Genomic DNA, 25,035 nt, shown 5'->3' on the forward strand with positions numbered 1-25,035 from the left:
TCGCCTGCACCGCAAGGGGATCGATACTCCGTGTCCGCCGCTCGTCGATCGCTGCTGACCGCCACCGCCGCGGGCACCCTCCTGGGTGCCCTGTGGTTCGTCCCGTCCGCCAATGCGACGTGGGACGGCCCCTCGGCGGAGGCCAGAGCAGAGCGGACGTCGACCATCACGCAGGCCAAGCCCGCCTCCACCGACTCGGCTTCCACCGACCAGTCCGCCCAAACGCAACTCGCCGACACCGGCAGCTTCGACACGACCCCGTACGTGGTCGGCGGAACTCTGTTCCTCGGCCTGGGCGCGGGCTTCGTCGTGTATTCGGTGCGGCGGGAGCGGGACGGGGCGTCAGGGGCGTACTAGACGGCTAGCTTCGGCTGCGCGGACGCGGGCCGCCCCGGCGCGCTCCACCACCCCTGCGCGGACGGGACTTCGCCTTCGGCTGCACGGCCGCGGGCGTCGGCACCTCGACGACCACAGGCACGCCGGACGGCTCCCTCGCGCCGGTGATCCGCGTCAGCTCCTCGTCGCCGGACTTGACCCGTACCGTCCGCGGGCTGATCCCCGCGTCCGACATCAGCCGGGTCATCTCGCGCTTCTGCTCCGGCAGGACCAGAGTGACCACGCTGCCGGACTCGCCTGCGCGGGCGGTACGGCCGCCGCGGTGGAGGTAGTCCTTGTGGTCGGTCGGCGGGTCTACGTTCACGACGAGGTCGAGATCGTCGACATGGATGCCGCGGGCCGCGACGTTCGTGGCGACCAGGGCGGTGACCTGACCGTTCTTGAACTGGTCGAGGGTGCGGTTGCGTTGGGGCTGCGAGCGACCGCCGTGCAGCGCGGAGGCCCGTACGCCGTTGGCCAGCAGCCGCTTGGCGAAGCGGTCGGCGCCGCGCTTGGTGTCCACGAAGAGGATCACGCGGCCGTCGCGGGCCGCGATCCGCAGGGCGACGGCCTTCTTGTCGGTCTCGTCGAGGACGTGCAGCACGTGGTGCTCCATCGTCGTCACCGCGCCGGCCGAAGGGTCGACCGAGTGCACGACCGGGTCCGAGAGGAACATCCGTACGAGCTTGTCGATGTTCTTGTCCAGCGTCGCCGAGAACAGCATCCGCTGCCCGTCCGGCTCGACCTGCTTCAGCAGCGCCGTGACCTGTGGCATGAAGCCCATGTCGGCCATCTGGTCGGCCTCGTCCAGGACGGTGATCCCGACCCGGGCGAGGGTGCAGTCACCGCGGTCTATGAGGTCCTTGAGCCGCCCGGGCGTGGCCACGAGCACTTCGGCGCCGCGCCGCAGCGAGCCCGCCTGCCTGCCGATGGACATTCCGCCGACGACGGTGGTGAGCCGCAGGTTGACGGCGGTGGCGTACGGCGTGAGTGAATCGGTGACCTGCTGCGCGAGCTCGCGCGTGGGCACCAGGACCAGGGCGAGCGGCGCCTTGGGCTCGGCGCGGCGGCCGGCATTGCGGGCGAGCAGCGCGAGACCGAAGGCGAGGGTCTTGCCGGAACCGGTCCGGCCCCGGCCCAGAATGTCGCGCCCGGCAAGGGAGTTGGGCAGGGTCGCGCCCTGGATCGGGAAAGGCTCGATGACGCCCTGAGCCGCCAGGGTCTTCGTCAGCGCGGGCGGCATGTCCAGCGCGTCGAAGGACTCGACGGCGGGCAGCGCGGGCGTGACGGACACCGGAAGCGTGAACTCCCGCGGCGGGGTGGCGGGCGACGACGGCTTCTTGCGTACGTTCCTGGCGCCGCCGTTCGCAGCAGCGGGAGCCCCGCCGCGAGCGCCACGGGAACCGCGAGCACCTCGAGAATTCGCCGGCCGTTTACCAGCGGGTCGTTCAGGGCGTTCGAATCGAGTCATGCTGATGTGAAATTCCTTCCTCTGGCTGGCCTCGAGGACCACCTGGGCACGCGGACGGCACGAGCCGGGGCCCGCACCCGAAGGTGCGGACCCCGGCTCGATTTGAGCGTGTCCCTGAAAATTAGGCGGGGACGATGTTCTCCGCCTGCGGGCCCTTCTGGCCCTGCGTGACGTCGAAGGTGACCTTCTGGCCCTCTTGCAGCTCACGGAAGCCCGAGGTGGCGATGTTGGAGTAGTGGGCGAACACGTCCGGGCCGCCACCCTCCTGCTCGATGAAGCCGAAGCCCTTTTCCGAGTTGAACCACTTCACGGTGCCAGTTGCCATGTGTCATTTCTCCTGATAGGTGGGCCCCATCCGGAAATGACCGGTAAAACAAAACGCGCCTGAGAGAGGATTCCTTTCAGGCGCACAAAGTTAATGGGTACCAAAAACGTTTCGTTACGAACCCTAGCACAGATCCCGGCGGGGGCACGGTCTGCCGACGTGCCCCCGCTCACACCTTCCGAGGGACCCCCGGAACTCCTACGCCAGCGGGCCGGTCACCGGCTCGACCGCCGCCACCAGATGCCCCCCGCGTACGAAGGCGTCGGCGGCCTCCAGGTCCGGTGCGAGGAAACGGTCCGGGCCCGGCCCCTGGACGCCCGCCGCACGGACCGCGTCGATGACCGCGCGGGAGGCGGGGGCCGGGGTGAGGCCCTCGCGGAGCTCGATGGCGCGGGTGGCGGCATACAGCTCGATGGCGATGATCCGGGTCAGGTCGTCCACGGCGGTACGGAGTTTGCGGGCGGCCGACCAGCCCATCGACACATGGTCCTCCTGCATCGCGGAGGACGGGATCGAGTCGGCGGAGGCCGGGACGGCGAGCCGCTTCATCTCGCTGACCAGGGCGGCCTGCGTGTACTGGGCGATCATCAGCCCGCTGTCCACGCCCGCGTCGTCCGCGAGGAAGGGCGGTAGCCCGTGCGAGCGGTTCTTGTCGAGGAGCCGGTCGGTGCGGCGCTCGGCGATCGAGCCGAGGTCGGCGGCGGCGATCGCCAGGAAGTCCAGTACGTACGCGACCGGGGCGCCGTGGAAGTTGCCGTTCGACTCCACGCGGCCGTCGGGCAGCACGACCGGGTTGTCGACGGCGGAGGAGAGCTCGCGGTCGGCGACCAGGCGGGCATGGGCCATGGTGTCGCGGCCGGCGCCGGCGACCTGGGGGGCGCAGCGCACGGAGTACGCGTCCTGGACGCGTGGGGCGTCGCCCTGGTGGTGACCGGTGAGGCCGGAGCCCTTCAGCACGGCGAGCATGTTGGCGGCGCTGGCGCCCTGGCCGGGGTGCGGACGGATGTCGTGCAGCTCGGGAGCGAGGACCTTGTCGGTGCCGAGCAGCGCCTCGAGGGAGAGGGCCGCGGTGATGTCGGCGGACTTGTAGAGGGTGTCGAGGTCGGCCAGGGCCATGATCAGCATGCCGAGCATGCCGTCGGTGCCGTTGAGGAGGGCGAGGCCTTCCTTCTCGCGCAGCTCGACGGGCTCGATGCCGTGGGTGGCGAGCAGTTCCCCGGCGGGTCGTACGACACCGTCCGGGCCCTCTGCGTCCCCCTCGCCCATCAGCGTCAGGGCGCAATGGGAGAGCGGCGCGAGGTCGCCCGAGCAGCCGAGGGATCCGTACTCGTGCACGACCGGGGTGATGCCGGCGTTCAGGATGTCGGCCATCGTCTGGGCGACGGTGGGGCGCACGCCGGTACGCCCCGAGCACACGGTCTTGAGCCGCAGGAACATCAGGGCGCGTACGACTTCCCGCTCGACGCGCGGGCCCATCCCGGCGGCGTGCGACCGGACGATGTTGCGCTGGAGCTGAGCGCGCATCTCCTGGCTGATGTGCCGGGTCGCCAAGGCGCCGAAGCCGGTGGACACCCCGTACACGGGTTCCGGCTTGGCCGCCAGCGCGTCCACGATCTCGCGCGCGGCGCCGAGCGCCGCCACGGCGTCCTCGGAGAGCTCGACGCGCGCCGCGCCCCGCGCCACGGCGAGCACGTCGGCCGCGGTGACACCGGTCGTCCCCACCACCACAGTATGCATATCCATATTCAGGAGCCTAGAGAGTGAATCGCCAATTGTCACGACCGCTGCCGGGGCCGGGTCCTTACAGGACCCAGGGGAGCCTGACAGTGCCCTGCGCGAGGCATGAGGCGCGCAGTCCGTGGCACGCGGGTCCGTATGAACCACAGCGCCCTCCGTACGGACCACAGCACCCACTGCACCGAACCGGTCACGGCCGTCTTCACCTGGAAGGTACGCCCCGGAAGGGAAGCCGAGTTCGAGCGGTGGACCCATGGCATCACCCGCAGCGCGTCGCGGTTCCCCGGGAACCAGGGGGTCGCCTGGCTGCGCCCCGAGGACGGGCACCGCTTCCACGCGGTGGTGCACTTCGCCGATCCGGAGCGGCTGTCGCAGTGGCTGACGTCGCGGGAGCGGGCGGACTGGCACGCACGGATCGAGGGCATCGCCACCGAGATCAGCGGCGAGCGGCAGTCGACGACCGGGATGGAGACCTGGTTCAGTCTGCCCGGTACGACGGCGCAGTCCCCGCCCCGCTGGAAGATGGTGCTGACCACGTTCCTCGCGGCCTACCCGCTCGTCCTGCTGGTCCAGTGGCTGCTGGTGCCCCACACGACCGGCTGGCCGCTGCCGCTGCGCGCGGTGGTCTTCCCGGCGGTACTGCTGCCCACGCTGACCTATGTACTGATGCCGCGTCTGAGCCGCCTGCTGCGGCTGTGGCTCTATCCGTCGCCGTCGCCGTAGGCGAACGGGCCGGGACCCTGGCCGGTCTCGGGGTTCCTGCCCCTGAAGCGGCGCCGGTCGCCGGGCAGCTCGGGCGGGGGACGGTCGGCGAGGCGGACGACGGGGTCTTCGGGGCCGCCCTCGCGCCCTGCGACGACGGGCTTGGGGGCGCGGGCGGCCTTGGCCCGGTACTGCGCGGCGTCCGCGAGGCGGAAGAGGCGGCGGGCCGAGCGGACGTCGCCGATGGGGTCCCCGGTGGAGGCGACACCGCACGCGACGCCCTCGCCGAGCTCCAACTCGACGGCCCGGCGGCACAGTTCATCGGCGACGCGGACGACCTCGTCGGCAGCCGGGCCCACGGCCAGGAGGCAGAACTCGTCACCGCCGAGGCGGGCGGCGAGCGTGCCGGGGAGCATCGCGCCACACAGGGAGAGGACGGAGCCGAACCGTTCCAGGAGCCGGTCGCCCGCGGCATGGCCCCGGGTGTCGTTGACGCGCTTCAGGCCGTTGACGTCGCAGACCACGAGGCTGACGACCGCGCCGTCGGCACGATGCCGCTCGAGGGCCTCGTCCAGGCGTACGTCCACGGCTCGGCGGTTGGCGAGGCCGGTCAGCGCGTCCGTGAAGGCGAGCCGGCGGACCTCCTCCAGGCGTTCCGTCTGGGCGATCCCGGCGGCGGCGACCGAGGCGAGGACGGTGGCGAAGTCGGCGTCGGCGCGCGCGAAGACGGGGGCTGCCGCCGGGCGGGCCACGTACAGCTCGCCCCAGGCCCTGCCGTGCAGCACTATCGGCGCGACGACACAGCAGCCGCGCCCGCGCCTGCGCAGCGCGGCGACCCTCTGGTGGCAGTACCCGGCGCGGCCCCCGGCCGGCCCCTCGGCCGTCTCCACCCAGGCGTTGGGCCCGCCGCCTGCCGCCCACCGCTCGTGCAGGAACTCCGTGATCTCCGGGAACTGGTGCACGGGGTATGCCTCGTCGTCGGGGTACTCCTCCTCGTCCGCCGCCCGCTCCCCCACGTTCACGAGCACCCGCAGCCGGCCGAGTTCCCGCTCCCACACGGACAGTGCGGCGAAACTCCCGGCCAGCGCATGACAGGCCCCCACGGCGGCCGCGCGCCACGACTCCTGCGGGGTGTGCGCGGCGGCCATGCCCTGCGCCAGCGCCACCACGGCCCTCAGCCGCATATCGTCACCGCCCATTACTCCAGGTTAAGGATGTTTGCGGTGTTTTGGGATGTCGGGGCGCCGAACAGGGGTTCCGGACGGTCCGAGGGCGCCTCCTACTCCCCCGGCCACTCCGGCGAGCGCTTCTCGTTGAACGCCGCGACCCCCTCCGCGCGGTCCCCCGAGAAGGCGGTCGAACGCCAGGCCGCGTCCTCGACCTCCAGGCCCGTACGCAGGTCGAGGCCGTGCCCGAGGCGGAGGGCGCGTTTGGCTGCGCGCAGGCCGACGGGGGAGTTCGCGGCGATCCGCGCGGCCAGCGCGAGCGCTTCCTCGCGGTCGCGGCCCGCCTCGACGAGGTCGTCCACGAGGCCCAGCTCCCGCGCCTCGGCGGCCTCCACCCGTCGCGCCGAGAAGACCAGCTCGGCGGCGCGGGCCGCCCCGACCCGGCGCGGCAGCAGCTGCGTACCGCCGCCGCCAGGGATCACCCCGACAGACACCTCGGGCAGCCCCACTACGGCCGTACGGTCCGCCACGATCAGGTCGCAGGCCAAGGCGAGCTCGAAGCCGCCGCCCAGCGCGTAGCCGTGCACGGCCGCGATCGCGGGCATCGGGAGGTCCAATACGCCGGTGTACGCGGCCCGCGCCAACGGCCGCTGGCGCACCAGCTCGGCGTCCGTGAGCGAGTTCCGCTCCTTCAGGTCGGCGCCGACGCAGAAGGCACGCTCGTGGGTGGAGGTCACCACGACCACGCGTACGTCCCGGTCGGCGGCCAGCGCCTCGCAGGCTGCGGCGAGCGAGCGTGCCATCCCGGTCGAGACGGCGTTCATGGCCTTGGGGCGGTCGAGCGCGAGCTCCGCGACGTAGGCGTGGCGTCGTACGACTACGAACTCCCCGAACCGCTGCTCCGCGCTGCGCTCGGCCATGACGTCCTCCTTGGTTAACGTGAGTTAACTTCCGCCCCTGATCATCCCAGCGGGGCCCCTCCGGGGGAAGGTCCGCGCCCCGTAAGGAGCGCGGGGCTGTGACATGTGCGATTCCTCCCAGTTTTTGAACCGGTCGGCCGGCGGAGCAACATCGTTCGGGTGATACGCGGACCGAACTCCACCGACCCGCCCCGCAGCGCGCATAACCTGCGCACCGCGACAGCGCGCCCAGGTGCGCGTTCATTTCGGGGAGAGCACATGCGGGACGCGGGGACCAAGCCGGTGATCGACGGGCAGACACCGGTGCACGAGGCGGCCCCGTTCCGGGCGGAGCGGTCTCGGGGGCGTCATCGCAAGCCGCGGCCCCGGCGGATGCTCGTCGCCGTCGGAGGGCTGGCGTTGGCGGCGGGGGCGCTGACCCTGATGCGGCTCGCACCGGAGCCGCCGGGCGGGACGGACGGGGGCGTCACGGCCACGGACATCGAACCCGCCGAGATCGAGCCCGCTGGCGTCGAGCCGACGGCGGTCGGGGCCACGGGAACTCCCGTCCCGTTCTCGGACACCGGATCGGCTGCGGCCGAGGGCGCCCCGAGGCCCCGTAACTCCCCCTCTGCCATTGCGTCTCCGAGCGGGGGCTCCGAACCCGAGCGTGCCTCACGCCCGACCGTCACGCCCGCGGCGACGCCACCCACGCCTTCCCGTACCGCCGCCCCTGACGGCCCGACCGCGGCACCCAAGCCGGCGAAGCCGCCCGCCCGCGAAAAGCCGTCGCCCCCGACACCCCAGCCACCGACCCCAGACCCAGACCGCGACCACCCGGACCTGTGCGTACCGATCGTGGGCCTCTGCCTGGACGACCCCGGCTAAAGCTCAACCATCCCTGCGGTTCAGCAGCCACGGCTCGACCACGCCGAGCCCTCGCACCGGGCGCTGCCACATCGGCTGGAGCGCGAAGCGGTACGTCGGTGGCTCCTCGCCCTCCTTCTCCGCCGCGGCAGCCGCTTCGGCGGCCTCCGCCTCGGAGGCGGGCGCGTCACCTGTGCGCGTCAGCTCCTCGGCGAGCGCGCTGTCCACCAGGACGGCGTCCCGAGGGGCTATCGAGGTGAGCCGCGAGGCGAGGTTCACGGTCGCGCCGAAGACGTCGCCCATGCGCGTCGTCACCGTGCCGAAGGCGATGCCGACGCGCAGTTCGGGCATCGTCTCGTCGTTTGCCATGGTCTCGATGAGGCGCAGGGCGATCTCGGCGGCGACCCCCGGGTCGTCGGCGGCGTACAGCACCTCGTCGCCCAGGGTCTTGATCAGGCGGCCCCCGTGCGCGGCCACCAGGTCCGCGGAGGTGGTCTCGAAGGCCTCGACGAGTTCGCCGAGTTCCTCTTCCTCCATGCGGCGCGTCAGGCGCGTGAAGCCGACGAGGTCCGCGAAGCCGACGGCGAGGCGGCGGTCGACCATCTCCTCGTCGTCCGCGGCCTGTACGACCCGGCCGGTCGCGGCGGCGAGCTGGCGCCGCCAGACGTAGACGAGGAACTCCTCCAGCTCGGGCAGCAGCAGCTCGACCAGGGGGTACGTCACTTCCGTGCGGGTCATGCCCGGCTCGGGCGGCTCGGTCAGGCCCTCCAGGAAGGAGTCGATCTGCCATTCGGCCAGGCGGGCGGTGGTCTGGCCGGTGGAACGGGCCACCTGGATCGCCATGGCCTCGCTCAGCAGCCCCGCCTCCACCAGACCGGCCAGCCGCCGCAGCGCCAGTACGTCCGCCTCCGTGAGCGCCCTGGCCTGGCCGATGTCGGCGAAGCCCATGGCCCGCCAGAAACGTGACGCCAGATCCATGGAGACACCCGCGCTGCGGGCCGCCTGGAACGGGGTGTAGCGCCGCTCGGCACCGAGGATGAGCTGCTCCAGGCGGAGTGCGAGCGGGTCGTGGTCGTCGCCGGAGTCGTCCACGTGCGCGTCCAACCGGTCGTGTGCCCCGGCCCGGTCGACCCGCGCGGCCGACGCGCCGGCGACGGAACCGGCGCTGCGCCCCGGCTCACCGTCGGAGGCGGGGTGTGCACCCGTGCCGGAGCCCGTGTCGTCGACGGTCACGCCTGCTGCCCTTCCGATCTGCCACGGTCACTTTCGACCGGCCTCAACTCTACGGCAGGTGTGCTGTGGCTCACTCCTGCGCTGCGGGCCCACCTGCCGTTCCGGCCGGGGGTCCGGGGGTTGCCCCCCGGGAAAACACAGCACGGCAGGTGTGCTGTGGCTCACTCCTGCGCTGCGGGCCCACCTGCCGTTCCGGCCGGGGGTCCGGCCCGCGGCGCAGCCGCTATCAGGCGCAGCGTCCCCCGGGAAAACACAGCACGGCAGGTGTGCTGTGGCTCACTCCTGCGCGGGTGAGCCCCGGTACGCCTTGGCCCACTCCAGAGTCGTACGGCACGGTCAAGCCCCCGTTTCAACAGTCGGGCTCGGGTACCCCACCAGTCGAACCGCTCACCTCATGGCCCCTCCGAAACACAGCTCCGCGCTCACTTCTCACCCTCCGCCCGCAGATGCACGATGTCCCCCGCCCCGATGGGCTGCTGCACCCCTTCCCCCGTGGCCAGCACCAGCCGCCCGTCCCCGTCGACCGCCACCGCCTCCCCCACCAGCGAGCGATCCCCGGGCAGCTCCGCCCGTACCGTCCGCCCGAGCGTCGCGCATCCCGCGGCGTACGTCTCCTGGAGCCGGGAGGTGGCGGGATCGCCGCCGGCGGCGCGCCAGTCGACGTACCAGCGCTCCAGCGAGCGCAGCACGGCCCGCAGCAGCGGGTCGCGGTCGGTGGCCGGGGATCCGGCCAGCGCGAGTGATGTCGCCGTGGGGACGGGCAACTCGTCCTCGCGGAGCGTCACGTTGATGCCCATGCCGAGCACGACGCCGTCGTTTCCGGCGCGCTCGGCAAGGATGCCGCCGACCTTGCGCTCTTCGCCACCCACGGTGAGCAGCAGGTCGTTCGGCCACTTCAGGGCCGTGTCCACGCCGGCGGTGCGGGACAGCGCGGTGGCCGTGGCGACCCCGGCGAGCAGCGGCAGCCAGCCCCAGCGTTCGACCGGGACCTCGGCGGGCTTCAGCAGAACGGAGAAGAAGAGGCCCGAGCGTGCCGGGGCCGTCCACTGCCGGTCCAGGCGCCCGCGCCCGGCGTTCTGCTCCTCGGCCACGAGGACCGCGCCCTCCTCGGCCTTGCCGTCGGCGGCGAGGGCGACGAGGTCGGAGTTGGTGGAGCCGGTACGGGAGACCAACGCGACGTCGGTCCAGAACCCTCCGTCCCGTACCAGTGCCCGGCGCAGCGCGTTGGCGTTGAGGGGCGGCCGGCCGAGGTCGGACCAGCGGCCCGGACTCGGCTCACCCGGCTCGTTGGACGGGTTTCCTTCTGCACCTGGTGGCGTCGTCATAGAACCCACCCTAGGTTTGACATCCTCCGCCCCGCAGAAGGGACGGATTCCAGCCCTGACGGGCTGAGGTTCACGGGCGCTCGATCACTCTCGTGACGTCACCCCTCCAGCGTGTCCCGCCGCGACGCATCGATCGTGCAGCCGGCTGTGGCCGCCACGTCGCTTGATCTGGAGATCTCATTCCTCCACTGACAAGAGAGGAGGGGTGTGGTAAACGCCGCACTGCCGAACGGTAGGCACCGCACTACGCTACGGATGAGTAGCCATCCCCCCTTCTGAGCACCTCACTCGCCACGTCCCCACTGAGCAGGCAGGGAGCCCCATCCCGATGTCCGAGCCGGAACAGCTGCACGAGATCGACATCCACACCACCGCGGGCAAGCTCGCGGATCTGCGGCGCCGTATCGAGGAGGCGACGCACGCCGGCTCGGCGCGTGCCGTCGAAAAGCAGCACGCCAAGGGCAAGTTGACAGCTCGTGAGCGGATCGAGCTGCTCATGGACGAGGGCTCCTTCGTCGAGCTGGACGAGTTCACGCAGCACCGCTCGACGGACTTCGGCATGGAGAAGAACCGGCCGTACGGCGACGGGGTCGTGACCGGTTACGGCACGGTCGACGGCCGCCCGGTGGCCGTGTTCTCGCAGGACTTCACCGTGTTCGGCGGCGCCCTGGGCGAGGTCTTCGGGCAGAAGATCATGAAGGTGATGGACTTCGCGCTGAAGACGGGCTGCCCGGTCATCGGCATCAACGACTCCGGCGGCGCCCGCATCCAGGAGGGCGTCTCGGCGCTCGGCATGTACGGCGAGATCTTCCGCCGCAACACCCATGCGTCCGGCGTGATCCCGCAGATCAGCCTGGTCGTCGGCCCGTGTGCGGGCGGTGCGGTCTACTCCCCCGCGATCACCGACTTCACGGTGATGGTCGACCAGACGTCGCACATGTTCATCACGGGCCCGGACGTGATCAAGACGGTGACGGGTGAGGACGTCGGCTTCGAGGAGCTGGGCGGCGCCCGCACCCACAACGCCACGTCCGGCGTGGCCCATCACATGGCGGGCGACGAGAAGGACGCGATCGAGTACATCAAGTCGCTGTTGTCCTACCTCCCGTCGAACAACCTCAGCGAGCCGCCCGCCTTCCCCGAGGAGGCGGACCTGGCGCTCACGGACGAGGACCGCGAGCTGGACACGCTCGTACCGGACAGCGCGAACCAGCCGTACGACATGCACACGGTGATCGAACACGTCCTGGACGACGCCGACTTCTTCGAGACGCAGCCGCTGTACGCGCCGAACATCCTCACCGGCTACGGCCGCGTCGAGGGCCACCCGGTGGGCATCGTGGCCAACCAGCCGATGCAGTTCGCGGGCTGCCTGGACATCAAGGCGAGCGAGAAGGCGGCACGCTTCGTGCGCACCTGCGACGCCTTCAACGTCCCGGTGATCACCTTCGTCGATGTCCCCGGCTTCCTGCCGGGCGTGGACCAGGAGCACGACGGCATCATCCGCCGCGGCGCCAAGCTGATCTACGCCTACGCCGAGGCGACCGTCCCGCTGATCACGGTGATCACCCGCAAGGCGTTCGGCGGCGCGTACGACGTCATGGGCTCCAAGCACCTGGGCGCCGATCTCAACCTCGCCTGGCCGACGGCCCAGATCGCCGTGATGGGCGCGCAGGGCGCGGTCAACATCCTGCACCGCCGCACGATCGCCGCCGCGCCCGAGGAGGAGCGCGAGGAGGTCCGCCAGCGGCTCATCCAGGAGTACGAGGACCGGCTCCTCAACCCCTACGCGGCGGCCGAGCGCGGCTACATCGACGGCGTGATCATGCCGTCCGAGACCCGTTCCCATGTCGTACGGGGCCTGCGTCAGCTGCGTACGAAGCGGGAATCACTGCCTCCGAAGAAGCACGGCAACATCCCCCTGTAGGGCACCAGTTGGGAGCGGTCATGATCAAGGTCGTACGGGGCAATCCGACCCCGGAGGAGCTGGCCGCCGCACTGGCGGTGGTCCAGGCGCGCGCCGCGGCGGTGGCTGCCGCCCCGTCCGGCGCGCCCCGCGAGCCGGACGCCTGGGCCAACCCGGCACGCGTGGCCATGAGCCGGCTGCCCGCGCCCGGTCCCAGGGCCTGGGGGCGCACGTACTGGCCGGGCTAGGGGGCCGGGGGGCCTCGGGGCTTCTCTCCTACGCAAGATGAGTATGCGTACTCAGGCGGCCGGGCCCGGCGCGGAGTCACGATCGTGGAATGCTTTGGTCCGACCCCGAGAACGAGCCGCCCAAGGAACTGCGCGACATGCAGGACATGTTGCGGCGGCTGGGGATTCTCATGGCGTTGGCGATGGTGCTCGCGATGATCGTGCTCGGCGTCATGTGATCCGCCGCCGGTCACAGGGCCCGTCACCGGGACGGTGACCGGGCCGCCGGTGACCGCCCCGACGCCCTTCCCCGACGCCCCCTCCCGCCGCGTCGCTACCCTGGCCCCATGACTGATCAGCCGCGCCGTCGACTCGTCCTCGCCTCCCAGTCCCCTGCCCGGCTCAGCCTGCTGAGGCAGGCCGGCCTCGACCCCGAGGTCATCGTCAGCGGGGTCGACGAGGAGGCCGTGACCGCCCCCACCCCCGCCGAGCTGGCACGCGCCCTGGCCGAGGCGAAGGCTTCGGTGGTGGCGGCGAAGCCCGAGCTCAAGGGCGCCTTGGTGATCGGCTGCGACTCGGTGCTCGACCTGGACGGCGAGGCGCTCGGCAAGCCCGCGGACGCCGAGGAGGCCACCGCGCGCTGGAAGTCGATGCGCGGGCGCGCGGGCACGCTGCAGACGGGGCACTGCGTGTACGACACGGTGACGGGACGGTACGCCTCGGCGACCGCGTCCACCGTGGTGCGGTTCGGCGAGCCGACGGACGCCGAGATCGCCGCGTACGTCGCCTCGGGCGAACCCCTCTACGTGGCCGGGGCGTTCACGCTCGACGGCCGCTCGGCCCCGTTCATCGAGGGCATCGACGGCGACCACGGCAACGTCATCGGGATCTCACTGCCGATGCTGCGCCGCCTGCTGGCCCAACTGGGCGTGGGGATCACGGAGTTGTGGACGCCCCGGGAGAGCTGACCCCGATCAGGAGGCGGTCGGTGCCGGGGGCGCGACCGTGGAGCCCGGCCCGTCGCCGTCACCCGGCACCGCATCGGAGACGTCCGGCCCGCCGTCACGGTCGTACCCCATGAAGATCAGCACGATCAGCCCGAACACCACCATCATGAAGGCGAACGCGCCCCAGCCCACCAGGCCGACCGTGAACGCGCCGAGCAGGCCGTGCACCACGGCCGCGCTGATGAGCACGATGCGGCCGAGGCCGGCGGGGGCACGGTCGCGCAGGGCGACGCGCAGCGCGACGAAGCCGCAGATGGCGAAGTAGAGGCCGAAGACCAGGCCCGCGATCTTCGAGGACACGGACATCATGCCCGCGTCGAGCCCCGCGAGGGACATCTCCTGCCGGTCGACGACGACTCCCATGAACCAGTTGACAAGTGCGATGCCCACCGCCTCCACGAAGAGCACGATCGCGGCCACCCATGCCACCGGCCTGCGTACCACCGGCCCCCACCCACTTTCGACTGCCGTTCGACCGGGGCTTGCGTTACCCCAAGTACGTTCGAGACATCGCGAACGCTACTAACGGGTAAACGTCGGGACAAGGGATCCGGCGAGGGCAAAGATTCATTAGCCCATTCGTAGGGACTCCACAAAGAAACAGAGTGGGCCGCAGCACGCTCTCACAGAGACCTTGGCCACATCAGGGGGCTAGGGTTCTTGAGAAGTCCCCTGCGTACCGCGGTGCGACAAGGGATTTCGCGGGCGAGCGGGCCTCGTATCACGCTCCGTGTGGGCAAGCTCACCATCGGGGATGGGTCGAAACGACGTGTCGGCAGTCCCTAAACTCGGCTTGTTTCAAGGAGAGGGAGCCAACGTGCGCAAGGTGTTGATCGCCAATCGTGGCGAAATCGCTGTCCGTGTCGCCCGGGCGTGCCGAGACGCCGGTATCGCGAGCGTGGCGGTGTACGCCGAGCCGGACCGGGACGCACTGCATGTGCGGGCCGCGGACGAGGCGTTCGCCCTGGGCGGTGACACCCCCGCCACCAGCTACCTGGACATCACCAAGGTGCTCCAGGCCGCCAAGGACTCCGGGGCGGACGCCATCCATCCCGGCTACGGCTTCCTTTCGGAGAACGCGGACTTCGCGCAGGCGGTCCTGGACGCGGACCTGATCTGGATCGGCCCGCCCCCGCAGGCGATCCGCGACCTGGGTGACAAGGTCGCAGCGAGGCACATCGCGCAGCGCGCGGGCGCCCCGCTGGTCGCGGGCACCCCCGACCCGGTCTCGGGCGCCGACGAGGTCGTGGCGTTCGCCGAGGAACACGGCCTGCCGATCGCGATCAAGGCGGCGTTCGGCGGCGGCGGACGCGGTCTGAAGGTGGCCCGCACCCTTGAAGAGGTGCCCGAGCTGTACGACTCCGCGGTGCGCGAGGCGGTGGCCGCGTTCGGCCGCGGCGAGTGCTTCGTGGAGCGTTACCTGGACAAGCCGCGGCATGTGGAGACCCAGTGCCTGGCCGACCAGCACGGCAACGTGGTCGTGGTCTCGACCCGGGACTGCTCTCTGCAGCGCCGGCACCAGAAGCTGGTCGAGGAGGCCCCCGCGCCGTTCCTGACAGATGAGCAGAACCAGCAGCTGTACGCGGCATCGAAGGCCATCCTCAAGGAGGCCGGCTACGTCGGTGCCGGCACCGTCGAGTTCCTGGTGGGCGTGGACGGCACGATCTCCTTCCTGGAGGTCAACACCCGCCTGCAGGTCGAGCATCCGGTGACCGAGGAGGTCACCGGCATCGACCTGGTGCGCGAGATGTTCCGCATCGCCGACGGCGAGGAGCTGGGTTACGACGACCCGGCGATCCGCGGGCATTCCTTCGAGTTCCGCATCAACGGCGAGGACCCCGGCCGTAACTTCCTGCCCGCTCCCGGCACAGTGACGACCTTCGCGCCGCCGTCCGGTCCGGGCGTGCGCCTGGATGCGGGCGTGGAGTCCGGTGCGGTGATCGGCCCGGCCTGGGACTCGCTGCTCGCCAAGCTGATCGTCACCGGTGCCAGCCGTGAGCAGGCCCTGCAGCGGGCTGCCCGGGCGCTGGCCGAGTTCCAGGTGGAGGGCATGGCAACGGCCATCCCCTTCCACCGGGCGGTGGTCGCGGACCCGGCGTTCACCAGTAACCCGTTCAGGGTGCACACCCGGTGGATCGAGACCGAGTTCGTCAACGAGATCAAGCCGTTCGCCGCTCCGGTGGCCACAGAGGCGGACGAGGAGCCGGGCCGCGAGACGGTCGTCGTCGAGGTCGGCGGCAAGCGCCTGGAGGTCTCCCTGCCGTCCAGCCTGGGCATGTCCCTGGCCCGTACGGGACTTGCGGCGGGCGCCAAGCCCAAGCGCCGCGCGGCGAAGAAGTCCGGCCCCGCAGCCTCCGGCGACACCCTCGCCTCCCCGATGCAGGGCACCATCGTCAAGGTCGCGGTCGAGGAGGGCCAGGAGGTCAAGGAGGGCGACCTGGTCGTCGTCCTGGAGGCCATGAAGATGGAACAGCCCCTGAACGCCCATCGCTCGGGCACCATCAAGGGCTTGAGTGCGGAGATCGGTGCGTCGGTCACGTCCGGTGCGGTGATCTGCGAGATCAAGGACTGAGCCGTACGCGTCCGGCGGTTGGACGGGGCGCCTACCGGGTGGGTGGGTTCGGTCCGTTGGCGACTGCGGGTCCGTCGTGGCTGGTCGCGCCCCGCGGCGGAGCCGCATATGTCACAGCCCCGCGCCCCTGAAAGCCAAAGCCTGCGACTCCCGGCGCCCCGGGGAAGCCCGTACCCCCGACTACCCGCAGCTTTTCACCGGCGGGAGGGGACGCGGGCCGGTGCGTCGTATGCCCGTCGCTCAGGTTCTGTCTCAGGCCACCTGCGCCCTGTGTGAGCCGAAGGGCCGTATGCCCAGCCTGCGACGGGCTGACGCACCGGCCCACGGCCCCGCACCCACCACGTACCCAAGGGGGCGCGGGTCTGTGACATCAGCGGCTCCGCCGCGGGGCGCGACAAGCCACAACGAACCCGCAGCCGGCAGCGGACCCCGAACCACCCACCCCGGAAGCCGCCCGTCACTTTCCGTTCCGCCCGGCGAGGGCCTAGCGCCGACGCATATCCGCAACCCGCGCTCGCTCACTCTGGGGCTGTTCCCCCAGGACCCCGGCAGTGCTCCGCAACTGCGGCCCCCCGCCGGGGACTTGCCCCCGACGCGGACTGGGAAGCGGCACGTCCCGGTGGGGCGGCTGCCGCCCCACCGGTCCCGCACTGCCCGAGCCGGCCACAGCGATCTGCACCCCCTGATCGGCCAGGGCCTGCAACTCCGTGGCCGCACGGTCGTCATGGGCGGGCGGCTCGTCCGTGACCAGGCGCGTGATCACATCCGTCGGCACCGTCTGGAACATCGTGTCCGTGCCGAGCTTGGTGTGATCGGCGAGGACGACGACCTCCGCGGCGGCCTGCACCAGGGCCCTGTCCACGCTGGCCGACAGCATGTTGGAGGTGGACAGGCCGCGCTCGGCGGTCAGTCCGCTCCCGGACAGGAAGGCCCGGGAGACCCGCAACCCCTGAAGGGACTGCTCGGCCCCGCTGCCGACGAGGGCGTAGTTGGAACCGCGCAGGGTGCCTCCGGTCATCACGACCTCGACGCGGTTGGCATGGGCCAACGCCTGAGCCACCAGAAGGGAGTTGGTGACGACGGTCAGCCCTGGCACCCGCGCGAGCCGGCGGGCCAGCTCCTGCGTGGTGGTGCCCGCCCCGACCACGATGGCCTCGCCCTCTTCGACGAGACTCGCGGCGAGATCGGCGATGGCCGTCTTCTCGGCGGTCGCGAGATGTGACTTCTGCGGAAAGCCGGACTCCCGCGTGAACCCGCCCGGCAATACCGCACCGCCATGCCGGCGGTCGAGGAGTCCTTCTGCCTCCAGTGCGCGCACGTCCCGCCGTACGGTCACTTCAGAGGTCTGGACGACGCGGGCGAGCTCACGGAGCGACACGGCCCCGTTCGCTCGCACCATTTCGAGGATCAATTGGCGACGTTCTGCAGCGAACACGAAACTGACAGTAACCCCAACGACCGTCTGCTTTCAGCAGTTTGCGCCGAATAACAGAAGTTGTTCGCACGGCAGCACGGAAAGTGGTATACGCGTCCACTCCCGCTGTCCACACCGCTCAAAGAAGCGGCAACTCCCCGTGACCAGCGAGGAGTTACTTCCGGCCGTCAGGCGTCGGGCTCGGTCTTCCGGGTGTGCAGCTGCCGGGCCACCTCGGCGATCGAGCCCGAAAGGGATGGATACACGGTGAAGGCGTTCGCGATCTGTTCGACGGTCAGGTTGTTGTCGACCGCGATCGAGATCGGATGGATCAGTTCCGAGGCGCGCGGCGATACGACCACACCACCGACGACGATCCCGGTGCCCGGCCGGCAGAAGATCTTCACGAAGCCGTCCCGGATGCCCTGCATCTTGGCGCGCGGATTGCGCAGCAGCGGCAGCTTCACGACCCGGGCGTCGATGACGCCGCCGTCGACGTCCGCCTGCGAGTAGCCGACGGTCGCGATCTCGGGGTCGGTGAAGACGTTCGAGGACACGGTCTTCAGGTTCAGCGGGGCGACCGCGTCACCGAGGAAGTGGTACATGGCGATACGGCCCTGCATCGCCGCCACGGAGGCGAGCGCGAAGACTCCGGTGACGTCACCGGCCGCGTACACCCCCGGAGCCGTCGTCCGGGACACCTTGTCCGTCCAGATGTGCCCGGAGTCCTTCACCTTGACGCCGGCCCCTTCGAGCCCCATGCCATGGCTGTTGGGGATGGCGCCGACGGCCATCAGACAGTGCGAGCCGGTGATGACGCGACCGTCGGCCAGCGTCACCTCGACCCGGTCGCCCACGCGCTTGGCGGACTGGGCGCGGGAACGCGCCAGGACGTTCATGCCACGCCGCCGGAACACGTCCTCCAGGACGCCCGCGGCATCGGAGTCCTCACCCGGCAGCACACGATCACGGCTGGATACGAGCGTGACCCGCGACCCGAGCGCCTGATAGGCACCGGCGAACTCGGCACCGGTGACACCGGAACCGACCACGATGAGCTCCTCGGGCAGCTCATCGAGGTCGTACACCTGGGTCCAGTTCAGGATCCGCTCGCCGTCCGGCTGCGCGTCGGGCAGCTCACGGGGATGTCCACCGGTGGCGATGAGCACGGCATCGGCGACGAGCGTCTCCTCGCTGCCGTCCGCGGCCCGCACCACGACCTTCCGGGACCCGTCCAGGGCCTGCTGGCCGTCGAGCCGCCCGCGACCGCGCATGACTCGCGCCCCCGCCCGCGTCACGGATGCGGTGATGTCGTGCGACTGGGCGAGCGCGAGCCGCTTCACCCGGCGGTTGACCTTGCCGAGATCGACTCCGACCACCCGGGCGGGCGTGTCGATGTGTGGAGTGTCGTCGGCCACAATGATGCCGAGTTCCTCGTACGAGGAGTCGAAGGTGGTCATCACCTCGGCGGTCGCGATCAGCGTCTTCGACGGCACGCAGTCGGTGAGCACCGACGCACCGCCCAGGCCGTCGCAGTCGACGACGGTTACCTCCGCGCCGAGTTGGGCGGCCACCAGGGCCGCCTCGTATCCGCCGGGTCCGCCACCGATGATCACGATCCGAGTCACGTACTCCATTGTCCCGCACGCCCCACAGTGCTTCCGCCCCGGGGGGCCTGCGCCGGGTGCCTCTGTTACAGGAGAGGCTCGCGCGTCGCTGCCGTACCCTCAACCCCATGTCGCTCTACGCCGCATACGCCGGCAATCTCGACCCGCGGCTCATGACGCGCCGGGCCCCGCATTCGCCGCTGCGCGCCACCGGGTGGCTCAACGGCTGGCGGCTGACCTTCGGCGGCGAGCACATGGGCTGGGAGGGCGCACTCGCGACCATTGCGGAGGCGCCGCGCTCGCAGGTGTTCGTCGCGCTGTACGACGTCGCTCCGCTCGACGAGGACTCCCTGGACCGCTGGGAGGGCGTCGGGCTCGACATATACCGGCGGATGCGGGTCCGTGTGCACACGCTGGAGGGCGAGGAGCCGGCGTGGGTGTACGTGCTGAACGGCTACGAGGGCGGGCTGCCTTCGGCGCGCTATCTGGGGGAGATCGCGGACGCGGCGGAGTCGGCGGGCGCGCCGCACGACTATGTGATGGAACTGCGGAAGCGGCCCTGTTGATTCAGCCGATTCAGAGGCGCTGTCGATTCAGGGGCGCCGTTGATTCAGGGGCGTTGGTTCGCGAAAAAGACAACGATCAGGACAACGATCGCGAACCTGTGGCCCTCAGCATCTACGCGCGTAGGCATCGACCAGCTACCCTCATCGCGTGAACGCTTCTCTTCTTCCGGACGACATCCAGGGCGACCCCTACGCCGCCGCCGACGCCGCCGCCTCGCGCCTGCGCGAGCTCACGGGCGCCGAGACCCACGACGTCGCGCTGGTGATGGGCTCCGGCTGGGCACCGGCCGTGCACGCCCTCGGTGCCCCCGAGGCCGAGCTCCAGGTCACCGAGCTGCCCGGGTTCCCCCCGCCGGCGGTCGAGGGCCACGGCGGCAAGATCCGCTCGTACCGCTTGGGCGACAAGCGGGCGCTCGTCTTTCTTGGCCGCACCCACTTCTACGAGGGGCGCGGTGTCGCCGCCGTCGCGCACGGAGTGCGTACCGCTGTCGCCGCCGGGTGCAAGACCGTTGTGCTGACCAATGGCTGCGGGGGACTCCGCGAGGGGATGCGGCCCGGTCAGCCGGTGCTCATCAGCGACCACATCAACCTCACGGCCACGTCGCCGATCGTCGGCGCCAACTTCGTCGACCTGACGGACCTCTACTCGCGTCGGCTGCGCGCCCTGTGCAAGGAGATCGACGCGTCTTTGGAGGAGGGGGTGTACGCGCAGTTCCCCGGGCCGCACTACGAGACGCCGGCGGAGATTCGGATGGCTCGGGTCATCGGTGCGGATCTGGTGGGGATGTCGACGGTTCTGGAAGCCATCGCTGCGCGGGAGGCGGGTGCGGAGGTGCTGGGCATTTCGCTGGTCACGAATCTTGCCGCCGGGATGACGGGGGAGCCGCTGAACCATGAGGAGGTTCTGCAGGCGGGGCGGGATTCGGCTGCGCGGATGGGGGCGTTGTTGACGCAGGTGCTGGATCGAATCTGAACCTTTGGGTTCGTTGTGGCTGGTCGCGCCCCGCGGCGGAGCCGCTGATGTCACAGCCCCGCGCCCCTGAGGCGCGTGGGTGGGTGCGGGGCCGTGGGCCGGTGGGAGGCTGCGGGTAGTCGGGGGTACGGGCTTCCCGGGGTGAGCGCGTTTAGGGGGCGCGGGCGCTCGGGGCGCCGGAAGTCGCAGGCTTGGTTTTTTTCAGGGGCGCGGGGAACTGCGCGACCAGCCACGACGCACCCCGCAGCCGCGACACGACTGTCACCACCCACCCCCTTGCGGGGGGCCTGGGGGCGCAGCCCCCAGTTTCGGGAAGGGGCGGGGCTGGGGAAAGAAAACCCTCCCCCCACCCACCCGCACCAGGCCGGACAGGAACCAAAGAAAGAGGTTGACCCCCCGTGCAGGATGAACTCGTCGCGAAGGCCAAGGCGTGGCTGGCCGAAGACCCCGACCCGGAGACCCGGGACGAACTCACCACGCTGATCGACGCCAGGGACGAAGCGGAGCTCACCGCACGATTCACCGGCACCCTCCAGTTCGGCACCGCGGGCCTTAGAGGCGAACTCGGCGCCGGCCCCATGCGGATGAACCGCGCGGTGGTCATCCGAGCCGCCGCGGGCCTCGCCGCGTACCTCAAGGGCAAGGGCCGGGAGAACGGCCTGGTCGTCATCGGCTACGACGCCCGCCACAAGTCGGAGGACTTCGCCCGCGACACCGCCGCGGTGATGACGGGCGCGGGCCTGAGGGCAGCCGTGCTCCCCCGTCCCCTCCCCACCCCCGTCCTCGCCTTCGCCGTAAGGCACCTCGGCGCGGTCGCGGGCGTGGAGGTGACCGCCAGCCACAACCCGCCGCGCGACAACGGCTACAAGGTCTACCTAGGCGAGGGCTCCCAGATCGTCCCCCCGGCGGACGCCGAGATCGCCGCGGAGATCGAGGCGATCGCGAGCCTGAGCGACGTACCGCGTCCGGCCGGAGGCTGGGAGATCCTCGCCGGCGAAGGCGACGACAGCGTCCACAACGCCTACCTCGCCCGTACGGACGCCGTACTCGCCGAGAACTCCCCCCGCACCGCCCGCACCGTCTACACAGCGATGCACGGCGTCGGCACGGACACCCTCCTCGCCGCCTTCGCCCGCGCGGGCTTCCCGGAGCCCGTCCTCGTCGCCGAACAGGCGGACCCGGACCCGGACTTCCCCACGGTCGCCTTCCCGAACCCGGAGGAACCGGGCGCGATGGACCTGGCCTTCGCGAAGGCCCGCGAGGCGAACCCGGACCTGATCATCGCGAACGACCCGGACGCCGACCGCTGCGCCGTGGCCATCGAGGACGGCGGCGACTGGCGCATGCTGCGCGGCGACGAGGTCGGCGCCCTCCTCGCCGCCCACCTTGTGAAGCGCGGCGCCCGCGGCACCTTCGCGGAGTCGATCGTGTCGTCCTCCCTCCTCGGCCGTATCGCGGAGAAGGCGCAGCTCCCGTACGAGGAGACCCTGACGGGCTTCAAGTGGATCGCCCGGGTGGAGGGCCTGCGTTACGGGTATGAGGAGGCCCTTGGCTACTGCGTGGACCCCGAGGGCGTACGGGACAAGGACGGCATCACGGCGGCCCTGCTGATCACGGAACTGGCCTCGGAGCTCAAGGAGCAGGGCAGAACCCTCCTCGACCTCCTCGACGACCTCGCCGTGGAACACGGCCTGCACGCCACCGACCAGCTCTCCGTCCGCGTGGACGACCTCTCCCTGATCGCGAACGCGATGCGCCGCCTCCGCGAACAGCCGCCCACCCACCTCGCGGGCCTGGCGATCACCAAGTCCGAGGACCTGACGAAGGGCACGGACAAGCTCCCGCCCACGGACGGCCTGCGCTACACGCTCGACGGCGCCCGCGTCATCGTCCGCCCCAGCGGCACGGAGCCAAAGCTGAAGTGCTACCTGGAGGTCGTCATCCCGGTCGCTTCGCACACCGGCCTGCCCACGGCCCGCAAGAAGGCGACGGCTCTCCTGACGGCCATCAAGCGGGACCTCTCGGCGGCAGCGGGCATCTGACACACACTGCGGCCTGGTGCAATCTCACCTCAGCGCCATCACCGCAACCACCCACCCCAGCGCCAGCACGGCCGCCAGCGGCCACAGCGGACGCCCGCGTTCGGGGGCCGTGCTCTCCCCCGTGGGCCGCAGTGCGGGATCCGTGCGCATCGCGCTGAGTTCGGCGGCCAGCGCGTCATAGGGGTGGACCAGGCCGCGGGTGCGCTCGAGCCAGCCCCAGTGAGGTGCGGCGACAGCCCAGTTGTCGCCGCGCCAGCGCAGCTTGAGTTCGAAGCGTTGGCGGCGTACGGAGCGGAGGTCCTCCCAGGGAACGTGCTGGGGTCCGCGCAGCCCGGTGACCCATAGGCCCGTGCGGTCGGCGGTGATGCGCCAGGCCAGTTTCACGGGGACGCGGACCGCGCCGTAGACGCCCAGTACGACGACCAGGGCCAGCTTCCACACGGCGGTGCCGGATTCGGTGAACCAGGCCCAGCAGAGCCATACGCCCCAGGCCACCAGCAGCGCGGCGGCCAGCCGGTCGAGCCACCCGGCATGCCAGCGGCGCACCGCGACGGGCGGCTGGGTCCCGGCCAGCTCCCTTGCCTGCTCCTCCAGTTGGCGGCTCTGCGCCTCCCGGGCCTTCGCCCGTTCGATACGCCGCCGCCCCGCGCTCAGCGACAACGGGCGTACGGGTCCCGTCGACCACTCGATCAGCGGAGGCTGGGCCGGGTCCACGTCGGCGCTGAGGACGAGGACCTCGGCGCCGTCGAAGGGCACGCCGAAGAGGACGGCTTCGCGGACCGGGCCCGGGGTGTCGGCGTCCACGACCTCCAGGAGCCGCTCGAGCTCCTCCTCGTCGTCCTCGGTTTCCGCCCCTTCGGCTTCCGCATCGTCATCGTCGTCCTCGTCCTCTTCGAACGAGGTCAGGTCGACCGTGAACAGGGGGCGGATGGCCCGGACGTCATCCGCTGCGTAGACCTCCGTGCTGCCTTCCACGTCGTCGCGCACCAGGACGCGAAGCACCGGTGCGGGTTCCCGGCGCAGTTCGACGGCGCGATGACGGCCGAACCAGGCCGAGGCCAGGGCAGTCGCGCCGAGGCCGGCCACGAAGAAGGCTGCCGCCCAGGCGCCTTGGCGGTCGGCGGCCGAGCCCCAGAGGCCCGAGGTGGCACCGGTCAGCACGCCGAGGGCGAGGACCACGAGGCCGAGGTTGCGCAGGAAGCTGCCGCGCCGCACCGGTTCCTCCGCGTCCGGCAGCCACGCCGTGATGCCCTCGGCTGCCTCCAGCGCCCGCTCGTGCTGCGTGCTTCGAGCCCGCAGGCGTACGGCGACGACCGCCCAGCAAACCACCACGACAAGCACGAAGAGCGCGGTCACCGCCCACGGCTGCGACGGTGCCTGGAAGGCGAGCGCGAGGAGCAGCGCGGGCGCCCCGGCCCAGACGAGCTCGGGGCGGGCGAGCACCCACAGGACGTACACCGCGAACGCCGCCGCGAGGAGCGGCCACAGCCCGCCGAGCACCACGGCCCAGCCGCCCGCGCACAGCGCGAAGGTGGTCGCTCCGGCCGCAACCGACCTGCGTACGCGCAGGAACGTCCAGCGCGGCGGCAGCGCCGCCGACCAGACCCCGGCCTGCCCGGCCGTCCAGTCCCGGCAGCCCTCGGGTATCGCCGTGGCGGGCAGCCGCAGAGGCTCGTCGTACGACACATCTACTCCCTCGGTGCGTGGCTACGCCGGTGACGCCTGGACCGTGATGTCGGGGCCCCGTGACGGGACCCCGGACGGCTGAGGCAGACACCACCCTCTCGTACGGCCCAAAGCGCCCATCTCCTCAAGATCCGGGGTGTTGGTACCGCCTCAGGATGCTGAGGCGGCCCGAGTGGTCACCCCACCGCCAGCAGAATGGCCAGCAGCACCGCACCGGCCAGCACCGGCGCCACGATCTCGTAGGCCCATCGCACCGACGGCTCCCCCTGCGCCCGCTTGTCCGGTCCACGCGCTACCACCAGCTCACGCAGCTCATCCATGATCTGGTCGGCGTGGGCGCGCACGGGCCCGGTCGGCTCCGGCATCCGCGACGGACGGATGTCGCCGCCCTCCTTGTCGGCGCGGGCCTGCTGCCGCGCCGCCTTCTTGCGGGCGCGCAGCGAGACGGGTATCGCCCACAGCTGGTACCTGGTGCCGGACTTGTCGAGCACCTCGTTCGAGTAGCCGGAGCGCAGGGCCTCGACCGTGCCCCAGGGCAGCACGATCACGCGGAAGGGGTTGCGGATGCGCAGCCTGTCGTCGTTCGCGAAGACGGCCGGGCGCAGGGTGAAGGCGACGACCAGCGGGACGAGGAGGATGAGCCCCGCGAGCGCCAGCCACGGCGTGCGGCCCTTGCCCACGATCAGCGCGTCGATACCGAGCCAGCCCGCGATGGCGAGCAGCAGCACACCGCCACCGATGGCCGCCGGCGACCGGTAGATCCGGTCCCTGGACTCCGGACCCGAGGGCGGCGTGGAGGGCATGGACGGCGTGGGTTCCGACGAGCCGGGAGAATCCGACGAACCCGGCGGCTCAGGCACGCCCTGGGCATCCGGCGAATCGGAAGAGCCCTGGGAACCCGAAGAGCCCGTAGCATCCGGAGAGTCCGGAGTCTG

At 71.1% G+C, this 25,035-nt stretch carries 23 protein-coding genes; 11 read left to right on the forward strand and 12 right to left on the reverse strand.

The window, feature by feature from the left end:
* Positions 1-30 precede the first annotated feature (30 nt).
* Complete coding sequence (locus tag ABD357_RS20015) at positions 31-357, forward strand: LPXTG cell wall anchor domain-containing protein (protein ID WP_344391734.1); 327 nt, start codon at positions 31-33, stop codon at positions 355-357.
* Positions 358-361: 4 nt separating this feature from the next.
* Here the strand turns inward: ABD357_RS20015 and ABD357_RS20020 are convergent, their stop codons facing one another.
* From ABD357_RS20020 to hutH, 3 genes are all read right to left on the reverse strand, one after another.
* Positions 362-1,846, reverse strand: a complete 1,485-nt coding sequence (locus ABD357_RS20020) for a DEAD/DEAH box helicase (protein ID WP_344391735.1) — start codon at positions 1,844-1,846, stop codon at positions 362-364.
* Between the two features lie 121 nt (positions 1,847-1,967).
* Positions 1,968-2,171, reverse strand: coding sequence for a cold-shock protein (locus ABD357_RS20025; RefSeq protein WP_003991681.1), 204 nt, complete (start codon positions 2,169-2,171; stop codon positions 1,968-1,970).
* 198 nt (positions 2,172-2,369) lie between these two features.
* Positions 2,370-3,908, reverse strand: a complete 1,539-nt coding sequence (gene hutH / locus ABD357_RS20030) for a histidine ammonia-lyase (protein ID WP_344391825.1) — start codon at positions 3,906-3,908, stop codon at positions 2,370-2,372.
* Between the two features lie 138 nt (positions 3,909-4,046).
* Here hutH and ABD357_RS20035 point away from each other — a divergent pair, with 138 nt between their 5' ends.
* Positions 4,047-4,631, forward strand: a complete 585-nt coding sequence (locus tag ABD357_RS20035; protein WP_344391739.1) for an antibiotic biosynthesis monooxygenase — start codon at positions 4,047-4,049, stop codon at positions 4,629-4,631.
* On the opposite strand, the gene ABD357_RS20040 is transcribed toward ABD357_RS20035, so the two are convergent.
* Together ABD357_RS20040 and ABD357_RS20045 are read right to left on the reverse strand one after the other, a co-directional pair.
* On the reverse strand, positions 4,610-5,809 hold the full coding sequence (locus ABD357_RS20040; RefSeq protein WP_344391740.1) for a GGDEF domain-containing protein: 1,200 nt from the start codon (positions 5,807-5,809) through the stop codon (positions 4,610-4,612). The two genes, ABD357_RS20035 and ABD357_RS20040, sit on opposite strands and share 22 nt — an antisense overlap.
* Before the next feature lie 80 nt (positions 5,810-5,889).
* Positions 5,890-6,696, reverse strand: coding sequence for an enoyl-CoA hydratase-related protein (locus ABD357_RS20045; RefSeq protein ID WP_344391741.1), 807 nt, complete (start codon positions 6,694-6,696; stop codon positions 5,890-5,892).
* A gap of 258 nt (positions 6,697-6,954) precedes the next feature.
* Here ABD357_RS20045 and ABD357_RS20050 point away from each other — a divergent pair, with 258 nt between their 5' ends.
* Positions 6,955-7,563 (forward strand): hypothetical protein, encoded by a 609-nt coding sequence (locus tag ABD357_RS20050; RefSeq protein ID WP_344391742.1) that lies wholly within the window; start codon positions 6,955-6,957, stop codon positions 7,561-7,563.
* A gap of 3 nt (positions 7,564-7,566) precedes the next feature.
* On the opposite strand, the gene ABD357_RS20055 is transcribed toward ABD357_RS20050, so the two are convergent.
* Together ABD357_RS20055 and ABD357_RS20060 are read right to left on the reverse strand one after the other, a co-directional pair.
* Positions 7,567-8,775 (reverse strand): adenylate/guanylate cyclase domain-containing protein, encoded by a 1,209-nt coding sequence (locus ABD357_RS20055; RefSeq protein WP_425584933.1) that lies wholly within the window; start codon positions 8,773-8,775, stop codon positions 7,567-7,569.
* Between the two features lie 422 nt (positions 8,776-9,197).
* Positions 9,198-10,100: a biotin--[acetyl-CoA-carboxylase] ligase gene (locus tag ABD357_RS20060; protein WP_344391743.1), complete on the reverse strand. Its 903-nt coding sequence runs from the start codon at positions 10,098-10,100 to the stop codon at positions 9,198-9,200.
* A 328-nt stretch (positions 10,101-10,428) separates the two neighbouring features.
* On the opposite strand from ABD357_RS20060, the gene ABD357_RS20065 reads away from it, so the two are divergent.
* The 4 genes from ABD357_RS20065 (at position 10,429) to ABD357_RS20080 (ending at position 13,201) form a co-directional block, all read left to right on the forward strand.
* Positions 10,429-12,027 carry an acyl-CoA carboxylase subunit beta gene (locus ABD357_RS20065; protein ID WP_344391745.1) on the forward strand — a complete coding sequence of 533 codons (1,599 nt, stop codon included), beginning with the start codon at positions 10,429-10,431 and terminating at the stop codon, positions 12,025-12,027.
* A 20-nt stretch (positions 12,028-12,047) separates the two neighbouring features.
* A complete protein-coding gene (locus ABD357_RS20070; RefSeq protein ID WP_344391746.1) occupies positions 12,048-12,254 on the forward strand; it encodes an acyl-CoA carboxylase subunit epsilon in 207 nt (68 codons plus the stop codon).
* Between the two features lie 89 nt (positions 12,255-12,343).
* Complete coding sequence (mmpB, locus tag ABD357_RS20075) at positions 12,344-12,472, forward strand: morphogenic membrane protein MmpB (RefSeq protein ID WP_344391747.1); 129 nt, start codon at positions 12,344-12,346, stop codon at positions 12,470-12,472.
* A gap of 108 nt (positions 12,473-12,580) precedes the next feature.
* Entirely contained in the window at positions 12,581-13,201 is a 621-nt protein-coding gene (locus ABD357_RS20080) for a Maf family protein (RefSeq protein ID WP_344391749.1), read from the forward strand.
* A 6-nt stretch (positions 13,202-13,207) separates the two neighbouring features.
* Here the strand turns inward: ABD357_RS20080 and ABD357_RS20085 are convergent, their stop codons facing one another.
* Positions 13,208-13,669 (reverse strand): hypothetical protein, encoded by a 462-nt coding sequence (locus ABD357_RS20085; protein WP_425584941.1) that lies wholly within the window; start codon positions 13,667-13,669, stop codon positions 13,208-13,210.
* A gap of 388 nt (positions 13,670-14,057) precedes the next feature.
* On the opposite strand from ABD357_RS20085, the gene ABD357_RS20090 reads away from it, so the two are divergent.
* Positions 14,058-15,812 (forward strand): acetyl/propionyl/methylcrotonyl-CoA carboxylase subunit alpha, encoded by a 1,755-nt coding sequence (locus ABD357_RS20090; protein WP_344391751.1) that lies wholly within the window; start codon positions 14,058-14,060, stop codon positions 15,810-15,812.
* A 484-nt stretch (positions 15,813-16,296) separates the two neighbouring features.
* Here ABD357_RS20090 and ABD357_RS20095 read toward each other — a convergent pair whose 3' ends face one another.
* Both ABD357_RS20095 and ABD357_RS20100 read right to left on the reverse strand, forming a co-directional pair.
* Positions 16,297-17,247, reverse strand: coding sequence for a DeoR/GlpR family DNA-binding transcription regulator (locus ABD357_RS20095; protein ID WP_344391753.1), 951 nt, complete (start codon positions 17,245-17,247; stop codon positions 16,297-16,299).
* A 167-nt stretch (positions 17,248-17,414) separates the two neighbouring features.
* On the reverse strand, positions 17,415-18,863 hold the full coding sequence (locus ABD357_RS20100; RefSeq protein ID WP_344391754.1) for an NAD(P)H-quinone dehydrogenase: 1,449 nt from the start codon (positions 18,861-18,863) through the stop codon (positions 17,415-17,417).
* A gap of 98 nt (positions 18,864-18,961) precedes the next feature.
* On the opposite strand from ABD357_RS20100, the gene ABD357_RS20105 reads away from it, so the two are divergent.
* From ABD357_RS20105 to ABD357_RS20115, 3 genes are all read left to right on the forward strand, one after another.
* A complete protein-coding gene (locus tag ABD357_RS20105; RefSeq protein ID WP_344391755.1) occupies positions 18,962-19,399 on the forward strand; it encodes a gamma-glutamylcyclotransferase family protein in 438 nt (145 codons plus the stop codon).
* Positions 19,400-19,547: 148 nt separating this feature from the next.
* Positions 19,548-20,372 (forward strand): purine-nucleoside phosphorylase, encoded by an 825-nt coding sequence (locus tag ABD357_RS20110; RefSeq protein ID WP_344391756.1) that lies wholly within the window; start codon positions 19,548-19,550, stop codon positions 20,370-20,372.
* 398 nt (positions 20,373-20,770) lie between these two features.
* Positions 20,771-22,414, forward strand: coding sequence for a phospho-sugar mutase (locus tag ABD357_RS20115; RefSeq protein WP_344391757.1), 1,644 nt, complete (start codon positions 20,771-20,773; stop codon positions 22,412-22,414).
* 24 nt (positions 22,415-22,438) lie between these two features.
* On the opposite strand, the gene ABD357_RS20120 is transcribed toward ABD357_RS20115, so the two are convergent.
* Both ABD357_RS20120 and ABD357_RS20125 read right to left on the reverse strand, forming a co-directional pair.
* Complete coding sequence (locus tag ABD357_RS20120; RefSeq protein ID WP_344391758.1) at positions 22,439-24,100, reverse strand: hypothetical protein; 1,662 nt, start codon at positions 24,098-24,100, stop codon at positions 22,439-22,441.
* Positions 24,101-24,276: 176 nt separating this feature from the next.
* Entirely contained in the window at positions 24,277-24,903 is a 627-nt protein-coding gene (locus ABD357_RS20125) for a PH domain-containing protein (protein ID WP_344391760.1), read from the reverse strand.
* Between the last annotated feature and the right edge of the window lie 132 nt (positions 24,904-25,035).

Source organism: Streptomyces vastus, assembly GCF_039532825.1.
Taxonomy (GTDB): domain Bacteria; phylum Actinomycetota; class Actinomycetes; order Streptomycetales; family Streptomycetaceae; genus Streptomyces; species Streptomyces vastus.